Below are 17694 nucleotides of genomic sequence, written 5' to 3'. Positions count from 1 at the left end.
TGCGCCGGTCCTTTGCGTATACTGCAAGCTATGTTCGCCCACACTGCTTTGCGCCAGCGTTGCGCCAAATGGCTCCTCGCAACCGGACTCTTTCTGCTGCTCGGTGCCTGCGTTGAAAAACCCAGCACCCTCGAGCGCGTGAAGGAGGACGGCGTGCTGCGCGTGATCACCCGCAACAGCCCGGCCACCTACTTCCAGGACCGCAACGGCGAAACCGGCTTCGAGTACGAACTTGTCCAGCATTTCGCCGATGATCTCGGCGTAAAACTGCAGATCGAAACTGCCGACAACCTCGACGAACTGTACGATTCGCTCGGCAAGCCCGCCGGCCCGGTGCTGGCCGCGGCCGGCCTGGTCAGCAGTGAACGGCGCAAGGCCCAGGTGAAATACTCGCATCCCTACCTGGAAGTCACCCCGCAGGTGGTCTATCGCAACGGCCGCCCACGCCCGACCGACGCCAAGGGCCTGGTCGGCAAGAAAATCATGGTGCTCAAGGGCAGCAGCCATGCCGACCTTCTGGCCGAGCTGAAAAAGCAGAACCCAGGCCTGGAATATGAAGAGTCCGACGCGGTCGAGGTGGTCGACCTGCTGCGCATGGTCGACGAAGGCCAGATCGACCTGACCCTGGTCGACTCCAACGAACTGGCGATGAACCAGGTGTACTTCCCCAACGTGCGGGTTGCCTTCGACGTGGGCGATACCCGTGATCAACGCTGGGCAGTCGCGGCCGGTGAAGACAACAGCCTGCTCAACGAAATCAATGAATTCCTCGACAAGGCGCAGAAAAACGGCACCCTGCAGCGCTTGAAGGACCGCTACTACGGCCATGTCGATGTTCTGGGCTACGTGGGCGCCTACACCTTCGCCCAGCATCTGCAGCAGCGTCTGCCCAAGTACGAGAAGCACTTCAAGAGCTACGCCAAGGTCGAGCAGGTGGACTGGCGCCTGCTGGCCGCCATTGGTTACCAGGAATCGATGTGGCAACCGGAGGTTACCTCCAAGACCGGCGTACGCGGCCTGATGATGCTGACCCAGCGCACTGCCCAGGCGATGGGCGTATCCAACCGCCTGGACCCGCGGCAGAGCATCCAGGGGGGCGCCAAGTACTTCATGAAAATCAAGGAAGAGCTCGACGACAGCATCAAGGAGCCCGACCGCACCTGGTTCGCCCTGGCTGCCTACAACGTCGGCAGCGGCCACCTGGAAGACGCCCGTACCCTGGCCAAGCGCGAAAAGCTCAACCCGAACAAGTGGCTGGACGTGAAGAAGATGCTGCCGCGCCTGTCGCAGAAACAGTGGTACCGGCAGACCAAGTACGGCTATGCCCGCGGTGGCGAGCCTGTGCATTTCGTGGCCAACATCCGCCGCTACTACGACATCCTCACCTGGGTCACCCAACCGCAGCTCGAAGGCCAGGTCGCCGAAGGCAACCTGCATGTGCCTGGTGTGAACAAGGACAAGCCTGCGGACCAGTCACCGCCGATGTGAGCCTGTAGCGGCCTGTTCGCGGGCACGCCCGCTCCCACAGGTCCACCACAAGCCTGAGGGGCTGGCATTCCTGTGGGAGCGGGCGTGCCCGCGAACAGGCCGGCCCAGGCTAGCCCTTGGCCCGGCGGGCCTTGAAGAAGTCGCTGAGGATCTGCCCACACTCCTGCGCCAGCACCCCGCCCTCCACCATCACCCGGTGGTTGAGAAAGCCCTGGCCGAAGAACTGCCCCTGGCTTTGCACGATCCCCGCCTTGGGCTCCAGCGCGCCAAACACCACCCGCATCACCCGTGAATGTACGATCAGGCCTGCACACATGCTGCACGGTTCCAGCGTGACGTACAGGGTGCTGCCTGGCAGGCGGTAGTTGCTGGCCGCCTTGGCCGCCGCCCGAATCGCCACCATCTCGGCATGGGCACTGGGGTCGCTGTCGATGATCGGCCGGTTGAAGCCCTGGCCAATCACCTGGCCATGCTGCACCAGCACGGCCCCCACCGGTACCTCGCCCAGCGCTGCACCCTCGGCTGCCAGGGACAACGCCAGGCGCATGAATTCCTGATCGCGGCTGCGATCGATGATCTGCGGGCGCATCACACCACCGCGATAGCGGCCATCAGGCCGGTTTCCATGTGGTCGATGACGTGGCAGTGGAACATCCAGGTGCCCGGGTTATCCGCCACCAGGGCCACCTGCGCGCGCTCGTTCTTGCCCAGCAGGTAGGTGTCGGTGAACCACGGTTCCTTGATGTCGTGCCGGTTGGAGGCGATCACCTTGAAACTCATGCCATGCAGGTGGATCGGGTGCTGGTACTGGGTCATGTTCTTCAACTCGAAGATGTAGCTTTTGCCTTTTTGCAGCGTGGCGATGGGGCGGTCGGCGCAGGTCTTGTCGGTGATGTCCCAGGCTTGGCCGTTGATTTGCCAAAGGCTCGGTGGCTTGTCCTGGTCGGAGGTGACCGAAACCTTCGCCGCCCATTCGAAATTGAAGTTGAGCTTTTCGGCATTCTCCAGGTCCGGTTCGGCTATCGGGTTGGCCGGCAGCGCTGGCGGCCAGTCCCCCGGGGCATCGGTACTGGCCACCGAGCGCAGGGTGCCCAGGCGCACGAAGCCATCGCGCAGGGAGATTTCCTCCCCCGCCTGGGGAATGCGGATAGCCAGGCAGATGCGCATCCCAGGGCCGAGCCAGTACTCGTCCTCCAGGGGGCGAGGGGTCACCGGGTTACCATCGAGCGCGTAGATCCGGGCCTCGCAGTTGCCCTTGAGGTTCACCCGGTAAGTCCAGGTGTTGTCCAGGTTCAGCAGACGCACGCGCACCACCTGCCCGGCCGGCAGTTCGGTGACCGCGTCGGCCTGGCCATTGATGGTGATCAGGCGCCCGGCGGTGCCGTTGCGCGCGGCCTCGCGCGGGATACTGAACGGCAGCCAGCCACCCTCCTCGTCCACGTGCCAGTTCTTCAGGCTGAGTGTGCGCTCATGCCGGAAGCCGGTGGGCTCGCGCTCCTCGACGATCAGCGGGCCGACCAGGCCACGGCCCAGCTCTTCGGAACTGCTGACATGAGGGTGGTACCAGTAGCTGCCCGCATCCGGTACGCGGAACTTGTAGTCGAAGTACTCGCCTGGCTTGACCGGCAGTTGCGACACATAAGGCACGCCGTCCATTTCCAGCGGCAGGCGGATACCGTGCCAGTGGATGGTGGTTTCCACCGGCAGGTGGTTGATGAAGCGCACCCGCAGCCAGGTGCCTTGGCGCACACGCAATTCGGTGCCCGGTGCTGACGGCCCGAACGCCCAGGCCTCGGTCTTGAAGCCCGGCACCAGCTCGACGTCAAGCGGCGCGGCGATCAGCTCGTAGTCATGGCCGGCGTTGTCGTCCTCGACCTTGCCCAGCCAGTAACGCGCCGCGCCACCGGCGCCCAGGCCAACCACAACCAGGCCGGTCAGGCCCTTGAGCATTTGTCGACGGGTGAAGGACATCGGTGCGGGTACCTCGTGTTCGGTGCGATCAAGCTGCCAGCCTCGGCTGACGATGAAGGGCGAATACGATACACCTGCAAATGGGAAATATTAAGTGAAGTCTCTAGAGACCCTGGCGTTCCGCTTCCACGGCGCCGCCACACAACTGATTGAACCACTGCCGGTCATGGTCGCCAGGTTGGCGCATGGCAGCCTGCAGCAGTGCACCGTCCAGCCTGACGCGAAGGTTGTCGAGGCGCGCAGCCAGTGGCGGATGGGAGTCGAATGGATGGGGCATGGTCAGGCCCAGCACGTCCTCATCCAGGCGCAACGGCACGCGCTGCAAATGCCGGGGCAGCGCTGCCAGCAGGCCTTGGCCGCCACACTCGTGCAGCAAGGCATCGACCACGCCGCCCAGGGCGATCGCCCGCAACAACGCCTGCATGAACAGCTCCGGCCCGGCCACTTCGGCACCGGCCCGGTCAGCCAGCAATTCCTGCTCGCGCCCCCAGTGATGGACCGCGACCTGAAAATGGTGCAGGAACTGACCGGCTGCCCATACCACCGGGCGAGCGACCCAGGCGGCGCCGCGCTCAGCGTCGACCAGGGTCGAGAACTGGGCGCACATCAAGCTGAAGCGTGCGTTGGTCGCACTGCCCTGCTCCGTGTCGCGGCTGCGAAAATGGCCAAGCTCATGGCCAATGATCGCGGCGGCTTCCCGCTGGCTCAAGGCGCCGAGACACGGTAACGACAGGTACAAGGTTCGGCCATTGAGTACCGACTGACAGGGCTGCAGCACGACTGGAACGCTGGTGACGAAAAAGCTTTGGTCGATGCCGACCACGATATTGTCCGGTACTGGCGCACGCAACTGCGTGGCCAGGCCCTCAACCCATTGCCAGAGCGCCGGAGCTCCATGACGGTGAAGCTGTCGGCCGAGAAAGCTCGCCTTCGACGCCCCGATGCGCGGCCATTGCTGGCGCATTCGCCAGGCGGTACGCAGGCACACGAGCAGTAATGACGCTAGCGGCAGCACCACGATCAGCACGGTAACCCCGCCCTGTGCCGCATGGCTGAAGCCAGCGCTGACTTCATACAGCAGCAGAAGGCCCAGCGAGCCAGCCAGCAGCCCCATGTAGACGCTTAGCCAACGCCCCAGCACCCGCCAGCTGGCGGTCATGCGCTGGTGCAGGTAATGCGCCGAGCGCAAGGCCCGCCAGGCGTCATACCTGAGCCTGAGCCAAGCGCCGATGCCAGCGACCAGCGCGCCCCATGCCAGCCAGCCGCCGACACCGGCCAGCGTTCTACGCACGCTAAGCCAGTGGCGGTCGGTATCGAGCTCATCCAACTGCCGTTGCAGCACTTCACGCGTGTCCAGGCGCCCTGCCAGTTCCTTGCGCGCCGCCCAAGGCAGTGTGCGCAACAAGTCCTCGCTGGGCGTTGCCAGCCACTGCCGGATGATCCCCGCCTGCTCTTGCGCCGTCTCGGCCCGCCATTGCTGCACGCCGCCCCAGCCGACCAGCAGCAACGGCAACAGCAGCATGACCAGGCCCCAAGCCAGGCGCCTCATTGCAGCGCCCCGCTATACATCTACCTGCATCAACTCCAGTTGCCGTTGGGCATGGGCCGCATTGCGGTAGGCCGCCAACAGCTCGAGCACTTCGTCGTTCCCCAGCTTGCGACCCTTCAAGGCCAGGCCGGCAGACATGATGCGAATCTGCGGTCGCGGCTTTTTCAGGGCCATCGCCTGGTTTCCGAAAAACTGCAGCTTGACCACGCGATGCTTAGGCAGCGCAGCTTCGCTGCTCATCTCCAGCGTCTGTACCATGACCAGGCCTTCGTCCTTGACCGCGATGTCCTCGACTTCTGCCATGTCGACAGGGGCGTCCAGGGTATCGACGAACAGCTGTCGGCGAGTCAGGCGCATGAACACCTGCGTGCCCGCGTTGCGGTGCTGCCAGGTCACCGCTGCCGCCATGCACACCACGAACAGCACCAATGCGACCGCGCCCAGGCGTTGCGGGTTGAACGTGGTGACCAGCAGAATCAGGGCGCCCACCAGCAGTATCGGCCCCCAGACCTTGTAACGCCGGGAGTTGGTGAATTCGCTTTGCTCCGGGACGCGCTCGATTACCTGTTTGAGTTCGGCAACCACCCGCTCGCGCTGGGCGGCACGGGCTTGCTCATAGTCTTCGCCAAGCGCGCCGGAAAGGTCGGCCAGCGGATCGTCGGGGTTAGCCATGATCAGATGTGCTCCCCGTTCACTGCTGCTTGGCCAGGTAATCGGTCAGAAAAGCCTGCGCATCACCTTGGCGCGACAGCCCCTCGGAGTAGCCAACCGGCAACGGTTGCGGCTCACCCGGCAGGTAGAGCTCGCCGCCCCAGCCGCCCTGCACGATCAACACGACAAACTTGTTGCCATCGACCGTCGTCCAGTAGCGGGTGTCCTTGGCGGTTTTCTCGACCTGCATTTTCTGAATGCGCATGTTCCAGTCGTGATCGACGCCTTCGACCTGGACCAGCGCCTCATTGGCGGACCGCTCGCCAATGCGCAGCGTCCATACCTTGACGCCCTCGGTGCCCATATAGGCCTTGACCTGTTCGGCTACTGCAGGCCGTTGTTCGGCATGTGCCTGGCCTAGCCAAAGCGTGAGCGATGCCACCAGCAAGGCAGCCCATTTACGATAAGCGAACATTTTTTCCACCATGATGCGAAACGATCGATCATTGAAGACAGCTACGCCGGCACTGCCAACCCCTGTGGCCGGTTCGCACAAAAGATGGGCCGCCGCGCACAATGGCTGTTGCCAAAAATGTGCGCGCGTTACCATTTACGCTCATGCCGCCGCCAACCAAGGACGTAGCGCCCATGCGATCGACCAGCCCCTACCTGGACACCTCCTTTTCCTTCGACAGCCCCGGCTCGCTCGCCGACGCCGGCGTGCTGGACAGCGGCAAGGCGCAGATCATGGGGCGTGCAACCGGGCATTATCGGGCGCAGACCGTGCACGCGGGGCTGCAGTACTTCGATTGCAACCTGCAGTTTCCCGAACCGTTGCACATCGACAAACTGCTGCCGCAAAGCCTGTGCATCGTCCACGTGTTCGACGGTGCCTGGCAGCACAAGGTCGACGGCACGCTCAACCATTACGCCCCCGGCCACTTGCACCTGCTGGGCCTGGGCGAAAGCCTGGAAGCGCAGGACCAGTTGCCTGCAGACAGCCATGCGCGCATGGCTGGCGTGCGCATTGCCGGCGACTACCTGCATGAGCTGGCGCGGGACGATGCGCAATTGCTACCCCTGCTGGCCTTGACCGCAGACGGCATGCGCTTCGATCAACTCCCCCAATGCCCCGCCGTCAGCCGCTTGCTGCAGCAGCTTTACCTGTCACCCTATACCGGTGGGCTACGGCGCCTGCATTGCGAAAGCCTGAGCGTGGCCGTGGTGCTGGAGCTGGCGCGCCACTTGATAGGCCCTGCACAGGGCAAGAAAAACCCGGACCGCGGGCTGCGCGACCTGGCCATCGAAGCGCGGCGCCTGCTCGACACCCAACTGGCCACCCCACCCACCGCCGCCAGCCTTGCACGCCAACTGGGCGTGGGCGAGACCACCTTGCGCCGGGCGTTCCGCGACGAATTCGGCCGGCCAATGCTGCAGTACGTGCGCCAGCAACGCCTGGAGCAGGCCCGCACCCTGCTGCTGGAAAGGCGCTGGCAGGTGTCGCAGGTGGCCTACCATGTCGGTTATGCCAACCCTGCCAATTTCTGCCATGCCTACAAGGCCTATTTCGGCCACCCGCCTGGCAGCGAATAGCAGGTTTTCCCAGGCAAAAGAAAAGGGCCTGCAATGCGGCCCTTTTCGTTCAACGCCAGAGAGGGATCATTCCCACTCAATCGTCGCCGGCGGCTTGCTCGACACGTCATAGGTCACGCGCGAGATGCCGTCGATTTCATTGATGATACGGCCGCTGACGGTTTCCAGCAGCTCGTACGGCAGGTGTGCCCAACGCGCAGTCATGAAGTCCACGGTCTCCACGGCACGCAGGGCCACGACCCAGGCGTAGCGACGGCCGTCGCCGACGACGCCGACCGACTTGACCGGCTGGAACACCACGAAGGCCTGGCTGGTCTTGTGGTACCAGTCGGCTTTGCGCAGCTCTTCGATGAAGATGTGGTCGGCACGACGCAGGATGTCGGCGTATTCCTTTTTCACTTCACCGAGGATACGCACACCCAGGCCCGGGCCCGGGAACGGGTGGCGGTAGACCATGTCGTACGGCAGGCCCAGCTCCAGGCCGATCTTGCGCACTTCGTCCTTGAACAGTTCACGCAGCGGCTCGACCAGCTTGAGGTTCATTTCCTCCGGCAGGCCACCGACGTTGTGGTGCGACTTGATCACGTGGGCCTTGCCGCTCTTGGCGCCAGCCGACTCGATCACGTCCGGGTAGATGGTGCCCTGGGCAAGAAACTGGATGTTTTCCAGCTTGCTGGCCTCGGCATCGAACACGTCGATGAAGGTGCGGCCGATGATCTTGCGCTTCTTCTCCGGGTCGGCTTCGCCTTCCAGGTTGTCGAGGAACTGCTTTTCAGCGTCGGCGCGAATGACCTTGACGCCCATGTTCTCCTTGAACATGGCCATCACCTGGTCACCTTCGTGCAGGCGCAGCAGGCCGTTGTCGACAAATACGCAGGTCAGCTGGTCGCCGATGGCGCGGTGCAGCAGCGCGGCAACCACCGAGCTGTCGACGCCGCCAGACAGGCCCAGCAGGACGTTGGCCGAACCCACTTGTGCACGCACCTGGGCGATGGCGTCTTCAACGATGTTGGATGGGGTCCACAGGGCCTCGCAGCCACAGATGTCCTGCACGAAGCGGGACAGGATGCGACCGCCCTGCTTGGTGTGGGTCACTTCCGGGTGGAACTGCACGCCGTAATAGCCGCGGGTGTCGTCGAACATGCCGGCGATCGGGCAGCTTGGGGTGCTGGCCAATACATGGAAATTGCCCGGCATCTGGGTGACCTTGTCGCCGTGGCTCATCCACACGTCCAGGCCCAGTACGCCGTCAGCGTCGATGTGATCTTCGATGCCGTCGAGCAGGCGGCTCTTGCCGACCACGTCCACGCGGGCATAACCGAACTCACGCAGGTCGGAACCTTCGACCTTGCCGCCCATCTGTTCGGCCATGGTCTGCATGCCGTAGCAGATGCCCAGCACCGGCACGTTCAGGTCGAACACTGCCTGCGGCGCGCGCGGGCTGTTGGCTTCGTGGACCGACTCGGGGCCGCCGGCGAGGATGATGCCGCGCGGGTTGAATTCGCGGATCGCTTCATCGTCCATGTCGAACGGGTGCAGCTCGCAGTACACGCCGATCTCGCGCACGCGGCGGGCAATCAGCTGGGTGTACTGGGAACCGAAATCGAGGATCAGGATGCGGTGAGCGTGAATGTCGAGGGCCATGACTCAATCTCTGATGCAGTTGCAAGCGTCAAGCCGCAAGCTGCAAGTTGATCGGGGAGAACGCGGTAGTCGCTGCAGCGCAACTACCGCTTGTAGCTTGAAGCTTGTCGCTTACCACTGGTGGCGTTAGCCGACGCGGTAGTTAGGGGCTTCTTTGGTGATCTGCACGTCATGCACGTGGGACTCGGCCATGCCGGCGCCGGTGATGCGTACGAACTCCGGCTTGGTGCGCATCTCTTCGATGGTTGCGCTGCCGGTGTAGCCCATGGACGAACGCAGGCCGCCCATCAGCTGGTGGATGATCGCCGCCAGCGCACCTTTGTACGGCACACGGCCTTCGATGCCTTCCGGTACCAGCTTCTCGGCACCGGCCGAGGAGTCCTGGAAGTAACGGTCGGACGAGCCTTGCGCCTGTGCCATGGCACCCAGCGAGCCCATGCCGCGGTAGGCTTTGTAGGAACGGCCCTGGAACAGCTCGACTTCACCTGGCGCCTCTTCGGTACCGGCGAACATCGAACCCATCATCACGCAGGAAGCACCGGCTACGATGGCCTTGGACAGGTCACCGGAGAAGCGGATGCCGCCGTCGGCGATCAGTGGCACACCGGTGCCTTCCAGTGCAGCGGCAACGTTGGCGATGGCGCTGATTTGTGGCACGCCGACGCCTGCAACGATACGGGTGGTGCAGATAGAGCCCGGGCCGATACCGACCTTGACCGCGTCAGCGCCGGCTTCGGCCAGGGCCTTGGCCGCAGCGCCGGTGGCGATGTTGCCGCCGATCACCTGCACCTGCGGGTAGGTTTCCTTCACCCAGCGCACGCGGTCGATCACACCTTTGGAGTGACCGTGGGCAGTGTCGACCACCACCACGTCAACCCCGGCAGCAACCAGGGCGGCTACGCGCTCGCCGGTGTCCTTGCCAGTGCCGACGGCAGCGCCGACGCGCAGGCGACCTTGGTCGTCCTTGCTGGCCAGCGGGTAGGCCTTGGCCTTTTCGATGTCCTTGACGGTCATCATGCCCTTGAGGTTGAACTTGTCGTCAACGATCAGGACTTTTTCCAGGCGGTGCTTGTGCAGCAGCTCGCGCACTTCGTTCTTGTCGGCGCCTTCGCGCACCGTGACCAGGCGCTCTTTTGGCGTCATCACGTCGCGGACCTTGGCGTCCAGGCGGTTTTCGAAGCGCACGTCACGGGAAGTGACGATGCCGACCAGGTCACCGTTGGCCAGCACTGGCACGCCGGAGATGTTGTTCAGGCGGGTCAGCTCGAACAGGTCGCGCACGGTAGCGTCGGCGTCGATGGTGATCGGGTCCTTGACCACGCCAGCCTCGAACTTCTTGACCTTGCGAACTTCGCCGGCCTGCTGCTCGATGGTCATGTTCTTGTGGATGATGCCGATGCCGCCTTCCTGAGCCATGGCAATGGCCAGGCGCGCTTCGGTCACGGTATCCATGGCGGCGGAAACCAGCGGAATGTTCAGCTCGATGCCACGAGTCAAACGGGTCTTGAGACTGACTTCATTGGGCAGTACCTCGGAATAGCCAGGTACAAGGAGGATATCGTCGAAGGTCAGGGCTTCTTGGCTGATACGCAGCATCGCGGGGGCTCCCGGGCGGGAAAAATGGAAGCGCGCCATTATACTCATGCACGGCGCGCCGCTCAATGTAAATCAAGCTTCAAGTTACAAGCGGCAAGCTACGAGAGTCGTCAGGCATACAGGCCGCTTTTTCTTGAAGCTTGCGACTCAAGGCTTGCAGCTGACTTGCACCACCGTCACCGGCTGGTCGAGCCAGTCGGCGAAGCTGTCGAGAAAGGCCTGGGTAAACCCGGCCTCGCCCCAGTTGTTGAAGATGAACCCCAGGTTGGAAAAGGCACATGGCTGCAGGTAAATGAAGCCATTGATGTCATCTTCGAAGCCGCACAGCGGGCAGGTGAAGTTGTCACTGACCGCCGGCATCCATTCTTCCAGGCTTTCGAACAGCGGCTCGCCCACCTCGCGCCGGCACTGCGGGCAGCCGGCTTCTTCAAGAAACCCTTCGGTGGGGGTATAGATGCAACGCTTGAGCATCACTTCCAGGCCGTTGGCCTGCTCGCCAAAAGGCAACAACTCAGGCCGCAGGGCCACCTTGCGGGCGCCTGCCGCCAGGGCGTGGCCCATGCGGTTGCCGGTACGGCCACAGGTGCTCAGCTGCTCCTCGACCACTTTCTCGCGTACCAGCCAACGCACGATGGCACGGGCGCGGGCTTCGTGCACCGGCACGGTAGACAGCTTGGGAACGATAATGCTCTGGGTGTTCATGAACGGTACAAGCCTGCAAAACTGCGGTAAGGGCGCAATTCTACCGCTCAGGCGCCGAGGTAGCGACCGATCAGCGCCAAGCCGCTGGCCAGCACCAGCCAGGTGACCAGGCGCACAAAGGCTTCGCGCGACAGCCTGTGGGTCAGCCCACGGCCGACCCACAAGCCGATGAACATGACCGGCAGCAGGCATGCAGCCAGCAAGAGCAGGCTCTGGTCGGCGTAAACACCGGCGACCAGGAACAATGCCAGGCGCACCACCGTGCTGCAGCTGATCAGCGCGCTCTGGGTGGCGCGCACCTGTTCCTTTCGTTCCAGGCGTGCACTCAGGTACAGCGCATAGAGAAAACCGCCGCTGCCGAACAGCGCCCCGAACAGCCCGCCTGCCGTACCCATTGGCACTGCCCAGAAACCCGACAGGTTCGCCGGCCGTACTCTGACCGCCAGGCTATACAGCGCGTAGGCCGTAACGAACAGGCCCATCAACAGCAACAGCACGTCAGACTGCAAACGCAGCAGGAACACCACGCCCAACGTGCAGCCCAGGGCCATGAACGGCGACAGCCGCAGCAACTCGCCGCGCACCACATCACGGCGCGAAGGCAGCAGGTTGCCGAAGGCGGCGACAAAATCGAGCAACACCAGCAGCGGGATGATCCGTGACAACGGCATGAAATGGATCAGCACCGGGCCCGCCACCAGGGCCGTGCCGAAACCGGCAATGCCAAAGACGACGTAGGCCACGCCGACGCCGAGCAGGATGGGCAGCCAGTCAAGGCCGGTGAGCGACAGTTCAGTGAGCATGGCAGCAGTTCCAGGGAGCATAGGCAAAGGTTAGCCAGCTGAGAGCCATGCCGACTAATATGGCTTTATCGCCAAAGCCATCTCGAAAAGGCATGACATGACGTCCATCCGCCAGTTGCGTTACTTCGTGGAAATCGCCGAGTGCGGCAGCTTCAGCGGTGCCGCTGAACGCCTGTTCATCGCGCAGTCGGCACTCAGCCGGCAGATCAAGGAGTTGGAGCAGCAACTGGGCACCGCATTGTTCGAGCGCACCGCCCGCCTGCCGCGCCTGACCCCGGCCGGCCAGGCGTTGCTGGAGCGGGCACGGCGCCTGCTGGCCGACCTGGCGCAGGCAGAGCGGGTGACCCGCGATATTGGCCAAGGGTTGCAAGGCAGCTTGCGCCTGAACCACTCCAGCACCGTCCCGTTGACCGGCCCGCTGCTGGCGCGTTTGAGCGGTTACCTGCACGCTAACCCGGGGGTTGCACTGGACATCGCCCAGCAGTCGTCGGAGGCCCAACTGGAAGACATCGCGGCGGGGCGGCTGGATATCGGCCTGTTGCGCTTGCCGGTGCTTCGCCAGCATGAAGGCGTGGTGCTGCATGAACTGTTCAGCGAGCCCGTGCTGCTTGCGGTGGCGGCCGGGCATCCGTTGGCCGGTGTGGCGCAGGTGGCGCTGCAGCAGTTGCGCGACGAGCGCTTCATTTCCATTCCGCACCGTGAGCGCGGCGGGCTGAGCTACCTGGCAGCCTCGTTGTGCATGGATGCGGGCTTTTTCCCGCAGGCGGCGCAGGTGCTGTCGCGCAAAACGACCCAGTTGCAGCTGATCCAGGCAGGTTTTGGCGTGGCGTTGCTGCCGCAATGCATGCGCGACATTGCGCCGGCCTCGGTCAGTTTCGTCACCCTGGAGGGGGGCCGGGAAAGCACCGTGGCCCTGGCGTGCCGGCGCGATGCAGAGCAGTTGGTGCGCCAGTTCGTGGCCGCGATGAAAGATCACGGCTAGCCCGCAACGCCCGGTAGGGTATGATGCCGGCCATGATCAGAGACCCTTTCGAACGACTCGGCCTGGACCGCGAGGTCCTGACGGTCAGCCAACTCAACGGCCGCGCCCGCGTGCTGCTCGAGGACGTATTCCGCAGCGTGTGGGTGGAAGGCGAGATTTCCAACCTCGCCCGCCCGGCGTCTGGCCACATGTACTTCACACTCAAGGACAGCGGTGCCCAGGTACGCTGCGCCCTGTTCCGGCAGAGCGCCACGCGGGTGCGCCAAGCGCTGCGCGATGGCCTGGCGGTGCGGGTGCGGGGCAAGGTTTCGCTGTTCGAGGGCCGGGGTGATTATCAGCTGATTCTCGACACCGTCGAGCCGGCGGGGGATGGCGCGCTGCGCCTGGCATTCGAGGCCTTGAAGGAAAAGCTCGGTGCCGAAGGGCTGTTCAGCGCCGAACGCAAGAAACCCTTGCCTGCCCACCCGCAACGCATTGGTGTCATCACCTCCCCCACCGGCGCGGTGATCCGCGACATCATCAGTGTGTTCGGCCGCCGCGCCCCGCAGGTGGAACTGAACCTGATTCCCACGGCGGTACAGGGCCGCGAGGCCATCGCCCAGATCGTGCGTGCCATCCGCCTGGCCGACGGCCTTGGCTTCGATGCGCTGATCCTGGCCCGTGGTGGCGGCTCGCTGGAAGACCTGTGGTGCTTCAACGAAGAAGCCGTGGCCCGCGCCGTGGCTGCCTGCGTCACACCGATAGTCAGCGCCGTGGGTCACGAGACCGATGTGTCCATCAGCGACTTCGTGGCAGACGTGCGCGCCCCCACTCCGTCTGCCGCCGCAGAGTTGCTGGCGCCCGACAGCAGTGGCATTCGCCAACGCCTGGATGGGCTGCAGCGGCGCTTGTTGCTGCGCATGCAGAACCGCCTGAGCCATGACCGCCTGCGCCTGGACTCGCTGACCAGGCGCCTGCGCCACCCAGGCGAGCGCTTGCGCCAGCAGGCCCAGCGCCTGGACGACCTGGACATGCGCCTGCGCCGGGCGTTCCTGCTCAGCCTCAACCAGCGCCGTGAGCGTTTGGCGCGGGCAGAAACCCGCCTGGCTGCGCAACACCCGGGGCGCAACCTGAAACTGCTGGCCCAGCGCCTGGACAGCCTGGCCGAGCGCCTGCCACGGGCCATGCGTGAACTGCTCAAGGACCGCCGCCAGCGCTTCCAGGCCCAGCTGCAGACGCTGCAGGTGGTCAGCCCGCTGGCCACACTGGCGCGCGGCTACAGCATCCTGCTCGACGACCAGGGCCAGGCGATTCGCAGCGCCGAACAGACCCGCAACGGCCAACGCCTTACGGCACGCCTGGACCAGGGCGAGCTGCTGGTGCGCGTGGAAGACAATCACCTGACTCCGGTCACCCTTTCGCTATTGGACTGACACATGCCCCGCCTGCTTGCCTCCCTGTTCGCCCTTTCCCTGTTACTGCTGGCCGGCGGCGCCCAGGCCAGTTACATCACGCGTGCGCTGAACAAGCCGGTGCCCGGCGGCGTGGCGGTGGTCAACCTCGGCCCTGCCGCCAGCGCCCCCGAAGCGCGCTTCGACGGCAAGCCGGTGCTGGTGGTCAAGGAGCAGGACAACTGGTTGGCCATTGTCGGAATCCCGCTGACCCAGAAGCCGGGTACTGCCGTGCTCAGCCAAGGCGAGCGCAACCTGCCGTTCAGCGTGGGTAGCAAAAAGTACCCCGAACAGCGCATTACCCTGAAGAACACCCGCCAGGTCAACCCGAACCCCGCCGACCTCAAGCGCATCGACCGCGAGCTGGCTGAGCAGATCAAGGCCTACCGCAGCTTCAGCCCTGCCCTGCCCAGCAACCTGATCCTCGACAAGCCGGTCAACGGCCCGTTGTCGAGCAAGTTCGGCGTGCGTCGCTTTTTCAATGGCGAGGAACGCAACCCGCATGCCGGGCTGGACTTCGCGGTGCCGGCAGGTACGCCCATCAAGACCCCGGCCAATGGCAAGGTGATTCTGGTGGGAGATTACTTCTTCAATGGCCGTACGGTATTCGTGGACCACGGCCAGGGCTTCATCAGCATGTTCTGCCACATGTCGAAGATCGATGTGCAGGTGGGCCAGCAACTGCGCCGGGGCGAGGTAGTCGGGCGCGTGGGCTCAACCGGGCGGGCTACCGGGCCGCACATGCACTGGAACGTGAGCCTGAATGACGCGCGGGTGGATCCGGCGATTTTCATCGGGGCGTTTCAGCCCTGAGACCGCAGTGCCAGCCTCGTCGACAAACCCCGCCTCCACAGCGTTCCAGCCATTTGACAGTGCTGTGGAAGCTGGCTTGCCGGCGATGAGGCGAGAATAGGTCAACGGGGTTCCACTGTGTTGCGCCAGCTAAAACTACCGCGCAACAATGAACAACCCCACGGGCGAATCCAGCCATAAAATCTCGCTCATACGCTTTTTTTAAGCATTCCTCTCAATTTTTTCCGAACGCTTGCCATCCCCCACCCCACTGGTTAAGTTTGAAGGCATGAAAACCTTCAGCACCCTCATCCTGCTCCGACAACATCGCAGCCTCAGCCTGGTCAGCGCACGACTACCAGGCTGAATCGCGTCGCCTCGCCTCTTCATCTTGTTATCGCTCGGCAGGCCCGATTTCGGCCGCACACAAAAGGATTGCTTCCATGTCCATGCTCAAAGACCCTTCGAAAAAATACCGCGCCTTCCCGACTATCGACCTGCCTGACCGCACCTGGCCGTCGAAGACCATCACCGCAGCGCCCATCTGGTGCAGCTCCGACTTGCGTGATGGCAACCAGTCGCTGATCGAGCCGATGGATTCGGAGAAGAAACTGCGCTTCTGGAAGACCCTGGTCCAGGTGGGCGTGAAGGAAATCGAAGCGGCGTTCCCGTCTGCCTCGCAGACCGATTTCGACTTCGTGCGCACCCTGATCGAAGACGGCCACATCCCGGACGACACCACGATCCAGGTGCTCACCCAAGCCCGTGAAGACCTGATCGCGCGCACCTTCGAGTCGCTGCGTGGCGCGAAAAAGGCCATCGTCCACCTGTATAACGCCACCTCCCCGGCGTTCCGCCGCATTGTCTTCAACCAGGACAAGCAAGGCGTGAAAGACATCGCGGTGAACGCCGCCAAGCTGTTCGTCAAGTATGCCGCCCAGCAGCCCGAAACCCACTGGACCTTCCAGTACTCGCCAGAAACCTTCAGCGCGACCGAAATGGAATTCGCCAAGGAAGTGTGCGACGCGGTCATCGAGGTGTGGAACCCGACGCCAGAGCACAAGGTCATCCTCAACCTGCCGGCCACCGTGGAAGTCTCCACGCCGAACATCTACGCCGACCAGATCGAATGGTTCTGCCGCAATGTCAGCCGCCGCGACAGCGTGATCATCAGCCTGCACTGCCACAACGACCGTGGCACCGGCATTGCCGCCACCGAACTGGGCCTGATGGCCGGCGCCGATCGCGCCGAAGGCTGCCTGTTCGGCAACGGCGAGCGGACCGGCAACGTCGACCTGGTGACCTTGGCACTGAACCTGTACACCCAGGGTATCGACCCGCTGCTGGACTTCTCCGACATCGACGGCGTGCGCAAGGTGGTCGAAGAGTGCAACCAGCTGCCCGTGCACCCACGCCACCCTTATGTCGGCGACCTGGTGCACACTGCGTTCTCCGGCTCGCACCAGGACGCCATCCGCAAGGGCTTCGCCAAGCAGCAGGAAGGCGAGCTGTGGGAAGTGCCGTACCTGCCGATCGACCCGGCCGATATCGGCCGCAGCTACGAGGCGGTCATCCGCGTCAACAGCCAGTCGGGCAAAGGCGGCATCACCTACCTGCTCGAGCAGGAGTACGGTATCAGCCTGCCGCGCCGCATGCAGATCGAGTTCAGCCAGGTTGTGCAGGGTGAAACCGACCGTTTGGGCCTGGAAATGACCGCTCAGCAAATCTACAGCCTGCTGCACAAGGAATACCTGCAGGCCAACGCGCCATACGCCCTGGTCAGCCACCGCCTGCAGGAAGAAAACGGCCATAGCGCCGTGGAAGTGGAAGTCGCCGGCGAAGGTGAAACCACCCTGCACTGGCGCGGCAAGGGCAATGGCGCCCTGGAAGCCCTGGTTGCCGGCCTGCCGGTTGCCGTGGAAATCATGGACTACAACGAGCACGCGATTGGTGCTGGCACCAACGCCAAGGCGGCGGCCTACATCGAATTGCGGGTGGCCGGTGGCCGCCCGGTGCACGGTGTGGGTATCGACGAAAACATCACCACCGCCAGCTTCAAGGCACTGTTCAGCGCCCTGAACCGCTCGCTGAGCCAGCAGGAAGCCAAAGCGGCCTGAGCCCTGCCTGCTGAATGAGAAAGCCCGCATCGTTTGATGCGGGCTTTTTTGTTGGCCTTGTACTGGCCCTATCGCTGGCAAGCCAGCTCCCACGAGGATCGCATCAGGGCTGACAGGTGTTTGCCACAAGGTATGCAGCGCCTGTTAGAGCGAGCGCCGCCCGCGCGGCGCATCGCGAGCTGCGCTCGCTCCTACGTTTGTTTCGGGCCAGTAACCCCTGTCCCAGATGCGCGCGGCCGCCTTGTTCGTACGACGCGATTTTGAGGCATGCTCCAAGGCGTTCGCGCGCAAATCCCACAGGAATAATTGGCCCGAAACAAACGTAGGAGCGAGCGCAGCTCGCGATGCGCCGCGCGGGCGGCGCTCAATCTCACAG

Annotated in this window: 15 protein-coding genes; 6 read left to right on the top strand and 9 right to left on the bottom strand. The window is 63.8% G+C overall.

The features are described 5' to 3' along the window. Window positions 1-30 precede the first annotated feature (30 nt). Complete coding sequence (mltF, locus tag DMX12_RS21350) at window positions 31-1488, top strand: membrane-bound lytic murein transglycosylase MltF (RefSeq protein WP_029885513.1); 1458 nt, start codon at window positions 31-33, stop codon at window positions 1486-1488. Between the two features lie 109 nt (window positions 1489-1597). On the opposite strand, the gene tadA is transcribed toward mltF, so the two are convergent. From tadA to DMX12_RS21325, 5 genes are all read right to left on the bottom strand, one after another. Then, on the bottom strand, window positions 1598-2077 hold the full coding sequence (gene tadA, locus DMX12_RS21345; protein ID WP_029885514.1) for a tRNA adenosine(34) deaminase TadA: 480 nt from the start codon (window positions 2075-2077) through the stop codon (window positions 1598-1600). Next, window positions 2077-3459 carry a multicopper oxidase family protein gene (locus DMX12_RS21340; RefSeq protein WP_054890219.1) on the bottom strand — a complete coding sequence of 461 codons (1383 nt, stop codon included), beginning with the start codon at window positions 3457-3459 and terminating at the stop codon, window positions 2077-2079. Before DMX12_RS21340 ends, tadA begins: the two co-directional genes overlap by 1 nt. Before the next feature lie 103 nt (window positions 3460-3562). Beyond that, on the bottom strand, window positions 3563-5008 hold the full coding sequence (locus tag DMX12_RS21335; protein WP_110679399.1) for a M48 family metallopeptidase: 1446 nt from the start codon (window positions 5006-5008) through the stop codon (window positions 3563-3565). A 12-nt stretch (window positions 5009-5020) separates the two neighbouring features. Further along, a complete protein-coding gene (locus DMX12_RS21330; RefSeq protein ID WP_110679398.1) occupies window positions 5021-5680 on the bottom strand; it encodes a hypothetical protein in 660 nt (219 codons plus the stop codon). A gap of 19 nt (window positions 5681-5699) precedes the next feature. Further along, on the bottom strand, window positions 5700-6134 hold the full coding sequence (locus DMX12_RS21325; protein WP_110679403.1) for a hypothetical protein: 435 nt from the start codon (window positions 6132-6134) through the stop codon (window positions 5700-5702). A gap of 173 nt (window positions 6135-6307) precedes the next feature. Here DMX12_RS21325 and DMX12_RS21320 point away from each other — a divergent pair, with 173 nt between their 5' ends. Next, complete coding sequence (locus DMX12_RS21320; protein ID WP_110679397.1) at window positions 6308-7252, top strand: AraC family transcriptional regulator; 945 nt, start codon at window positions 6308-6310, stop codon at window positions 7250-7252. A 66-nt stretch (window positions 7253-7318) separates the two neighbouring features. On the opposite strand, the gene guaA is transcribed toward DMX12_RS21320, so the two are convergent. The 4 genes from guaA to DMX12_RS21300 form a co-directional block, all read right to left on the bottom strand. Next, window positions 7319-8896, bottom strand: a complete 1578-nt coding sequence (guaA, locus tag DMX12_RS21315; RefSeq protein WP_009683420.1) for a glutamine-hydrolyzing GMP synthase — start codon at window positions 8894-8896, stop codon at window positions 7319-7321. Between the two features lie 126 nt (window positions 8897-9022). Next, window positions 9023-10492: an IMP dehydrogenase gene (guaB, locus tag DMX12_RS21310; RefSeq protein ID WP_003255025.1), complete on the bottom strand. Its 1470-nt coding sequence runs from the start codon at window positions 10490-10492 to the stop codon at window positions 9023-9025. A gap of 147 nt (window positions 10493-10639) precedes the next feature. After that, window positions 10640-11194 carry a hypothetical protein gene (locus tag DMX12_RS21305; protein ID WP_054912857.1) on the bottom strand — a complete coding sequence of 185 codons (555 nt, stop codon included), beginning with the start codon at window positions 11192-11194 and terminating at the stop codon, window positions 10640-10642. A 47-nt stretch (window positions 11195-11241) separates the two neighbouring features. Next, on the bottom strand, window positions 11242-11997 hold the full coding sequence (locus tag DMX12_RS21300) for a sulfite exporter TauE/SafE family protein (protein WP_110679396.1): 756 nt from the start codon (window positions 11995-11997) through the stop codon (window positions 11242-11244). A gap of 97 nt (window positions 11998-12094) precedes the next feature. Between DMX12_RS21300 and DMX12_RS21295 the strand changes: the two genes are divergently transcribed. The 4 genes from DMX12_RS21295 (at window position 12095) to leuA (ending at window position 17318) form a co-directional block, all read left to right on the top strand. Beyond that, a complete protein-coding gene (locus DMX12_RS21295) occupies window positions 12095-12979 on the top strand; it encodes a LysR family transcriptional regulator (RefSeq protein WP_110679395.1) in 885 nt (294 codons plus the stop codon). 32 nt (window positions 12980-13011) lie between these two features. Beyond that, window positions 13012-14391 (top strand): exodeoxyribonuclease VII large subunit, encoded by a 1380-nt coding sequence (xseA, locus tag DMX12_RS21290; RefSeq protein ID WP_110679402.1) that lies wholly within the window; start codon window positions 13012-13014, stop codon window positions 14389-14391. Between the two features lie 3 nt (window positions 14392-14394). Next, window positions 14395-15222 (top strand): M23 family metallopeptidase, encoded by an 828-nt coding sequence (locus tag DMX12_RS21285; RefSeq protein WP_110679394.1) that lies wholly within the window; start codon window positions 14395-14397, stop codon window positions 15220-15222. Between the two features lie 422 nt (window positions 15223-15644). After that, on the top strand, window positions 15645-17318 hold the full coding sequence (gene leuA, locus DMX12_RS21280; protein ID WP_009683414.1) for a 2-isopropylmalate synthase: 1674 nt from the start codon (window positions 15645-15647) through the stop codon (window positions 17316-17318). Window positions 17319-17694: the final 376 nt, after the last annotated feature.

It is taken from the genome of Pseudomonas sp. MB-090624, assembly GCF_003205245.1.
Taxonomy (GTDB): Bacteria; Pseudomonadota; Gammaproteobacteria; order Pseudomonadales; family Pseudomonadaceae; genus Aquipseudomonas; species Aquipseudomonas juntendi.
The sequence above is the reverse complement of the archived record's forward strand: the minus strand, read 5'-3'. Positions and strand labels throughout refer to the sequence as shown.

Bases quoted from the DNA above. Each gene is read 5' to 3' on its own strand.
- DMX12_RS21340 (WP_054890219.1), bottom strand. From the start codon at position 3,459: ATGTCCTTCACCCGTCGACAAATGCTCAAGGGCCTGACCGGCCTGGTT.
- DMX12_RS21320 (WP_110679397.1), top strand. From the start codon at position 6,308: ATGCGATCGACCAGCCCCTACCTGGACACCTCCTTTTCCTTCGACAGC.
- guaB (WP_003255025.1), bottom strand. From the start codon at position 10,492: ATGCTGCGTATCAGCCAAGAAGCCCTGACCTTCGACGATATCCTCCTT.
- guaA (WP_009683420.1), bottom strand. From the start codon at position 8,896: ATGGCCCTCGACATTCACGCTCACCGCATCCTGATCCTCGATTTCGGT.
- DMX12_RS21305 (WP_054912857.1), bottom strand. From the start codon at position 11,194: ATGAACACCCAGAGCATTATCGTTCCCAAGCTGTCTACCGTGCCGGTG.
- DMX12_RS21285 (WP_110679394.1), top strand. From the start codon at position 14,395: ATGCCCCGCCTGCTTGCCTCCCTGTTCGCCCTTTCCCTGTTACTGCTG.
- DMX12_RS21325 (WP_110679403.1), bottom strand. From the start codon at position 6,134: ATGTTCGCTTATCGTAAATGGGCTGCCTTGCTGGTGGCATCGCTCACG.
- xseA (WP_110679402.1), top strand. From the start codon at position 13,012: ATGATCAGAGACCCTTTCGAACGACTCGGCCTGGACCGCGAGGTCCTG.
- DMX12_RS21295 (WP_110679395.1), top strand. From the start codon at position 12,095: ATGACGTCCATCCGCCAGTTGCGTTACTTCGTGGAAATCGCCGAGTGC.
- leuA (WP_009683414.1), top strand. From the start codon at position 15,645: ATGTCCATGCTCAAAGACCCTTCGAAAAAATACCGCGCCTTCCCGACT.
- mltF (WP_029885513.1), top strand. From the start codon at position 31: ATGTTCGCCCACACTGCTTTGCGCCAGCGTTGCGCCAAATGGCTCCTC.
- DMX12_RS21335 (WP_110679399.1), bottom strand. From the start codon at position 5,008: ATGAGGCGCCTGGCTTGGGGCCTGGTCATGCTGCTGTTGCCGTTGCTG.
- tadA (WP_029885514.1), bottom strand. From the start codon at position 2,077: ATGCGCCCGCAGATCATCGATCGCAGCCGCGATCAGGAATTCATGCGC.
- DMX12_RS21300 (WP_110679396.1), bottom strand. From the start codon at position 11,997: ATGCTCACTGAACTGTCGCTCACCGGCCTTGACTGGCTGCCCATCCTG.
- DMX12_RS21330 (WP_110679398.1), bottom strand. From the start codon at position 5,680: ATGGCTAACCCCGACGATCCGCTGGCCGACCTTTCCGGCGCGCTTGGC.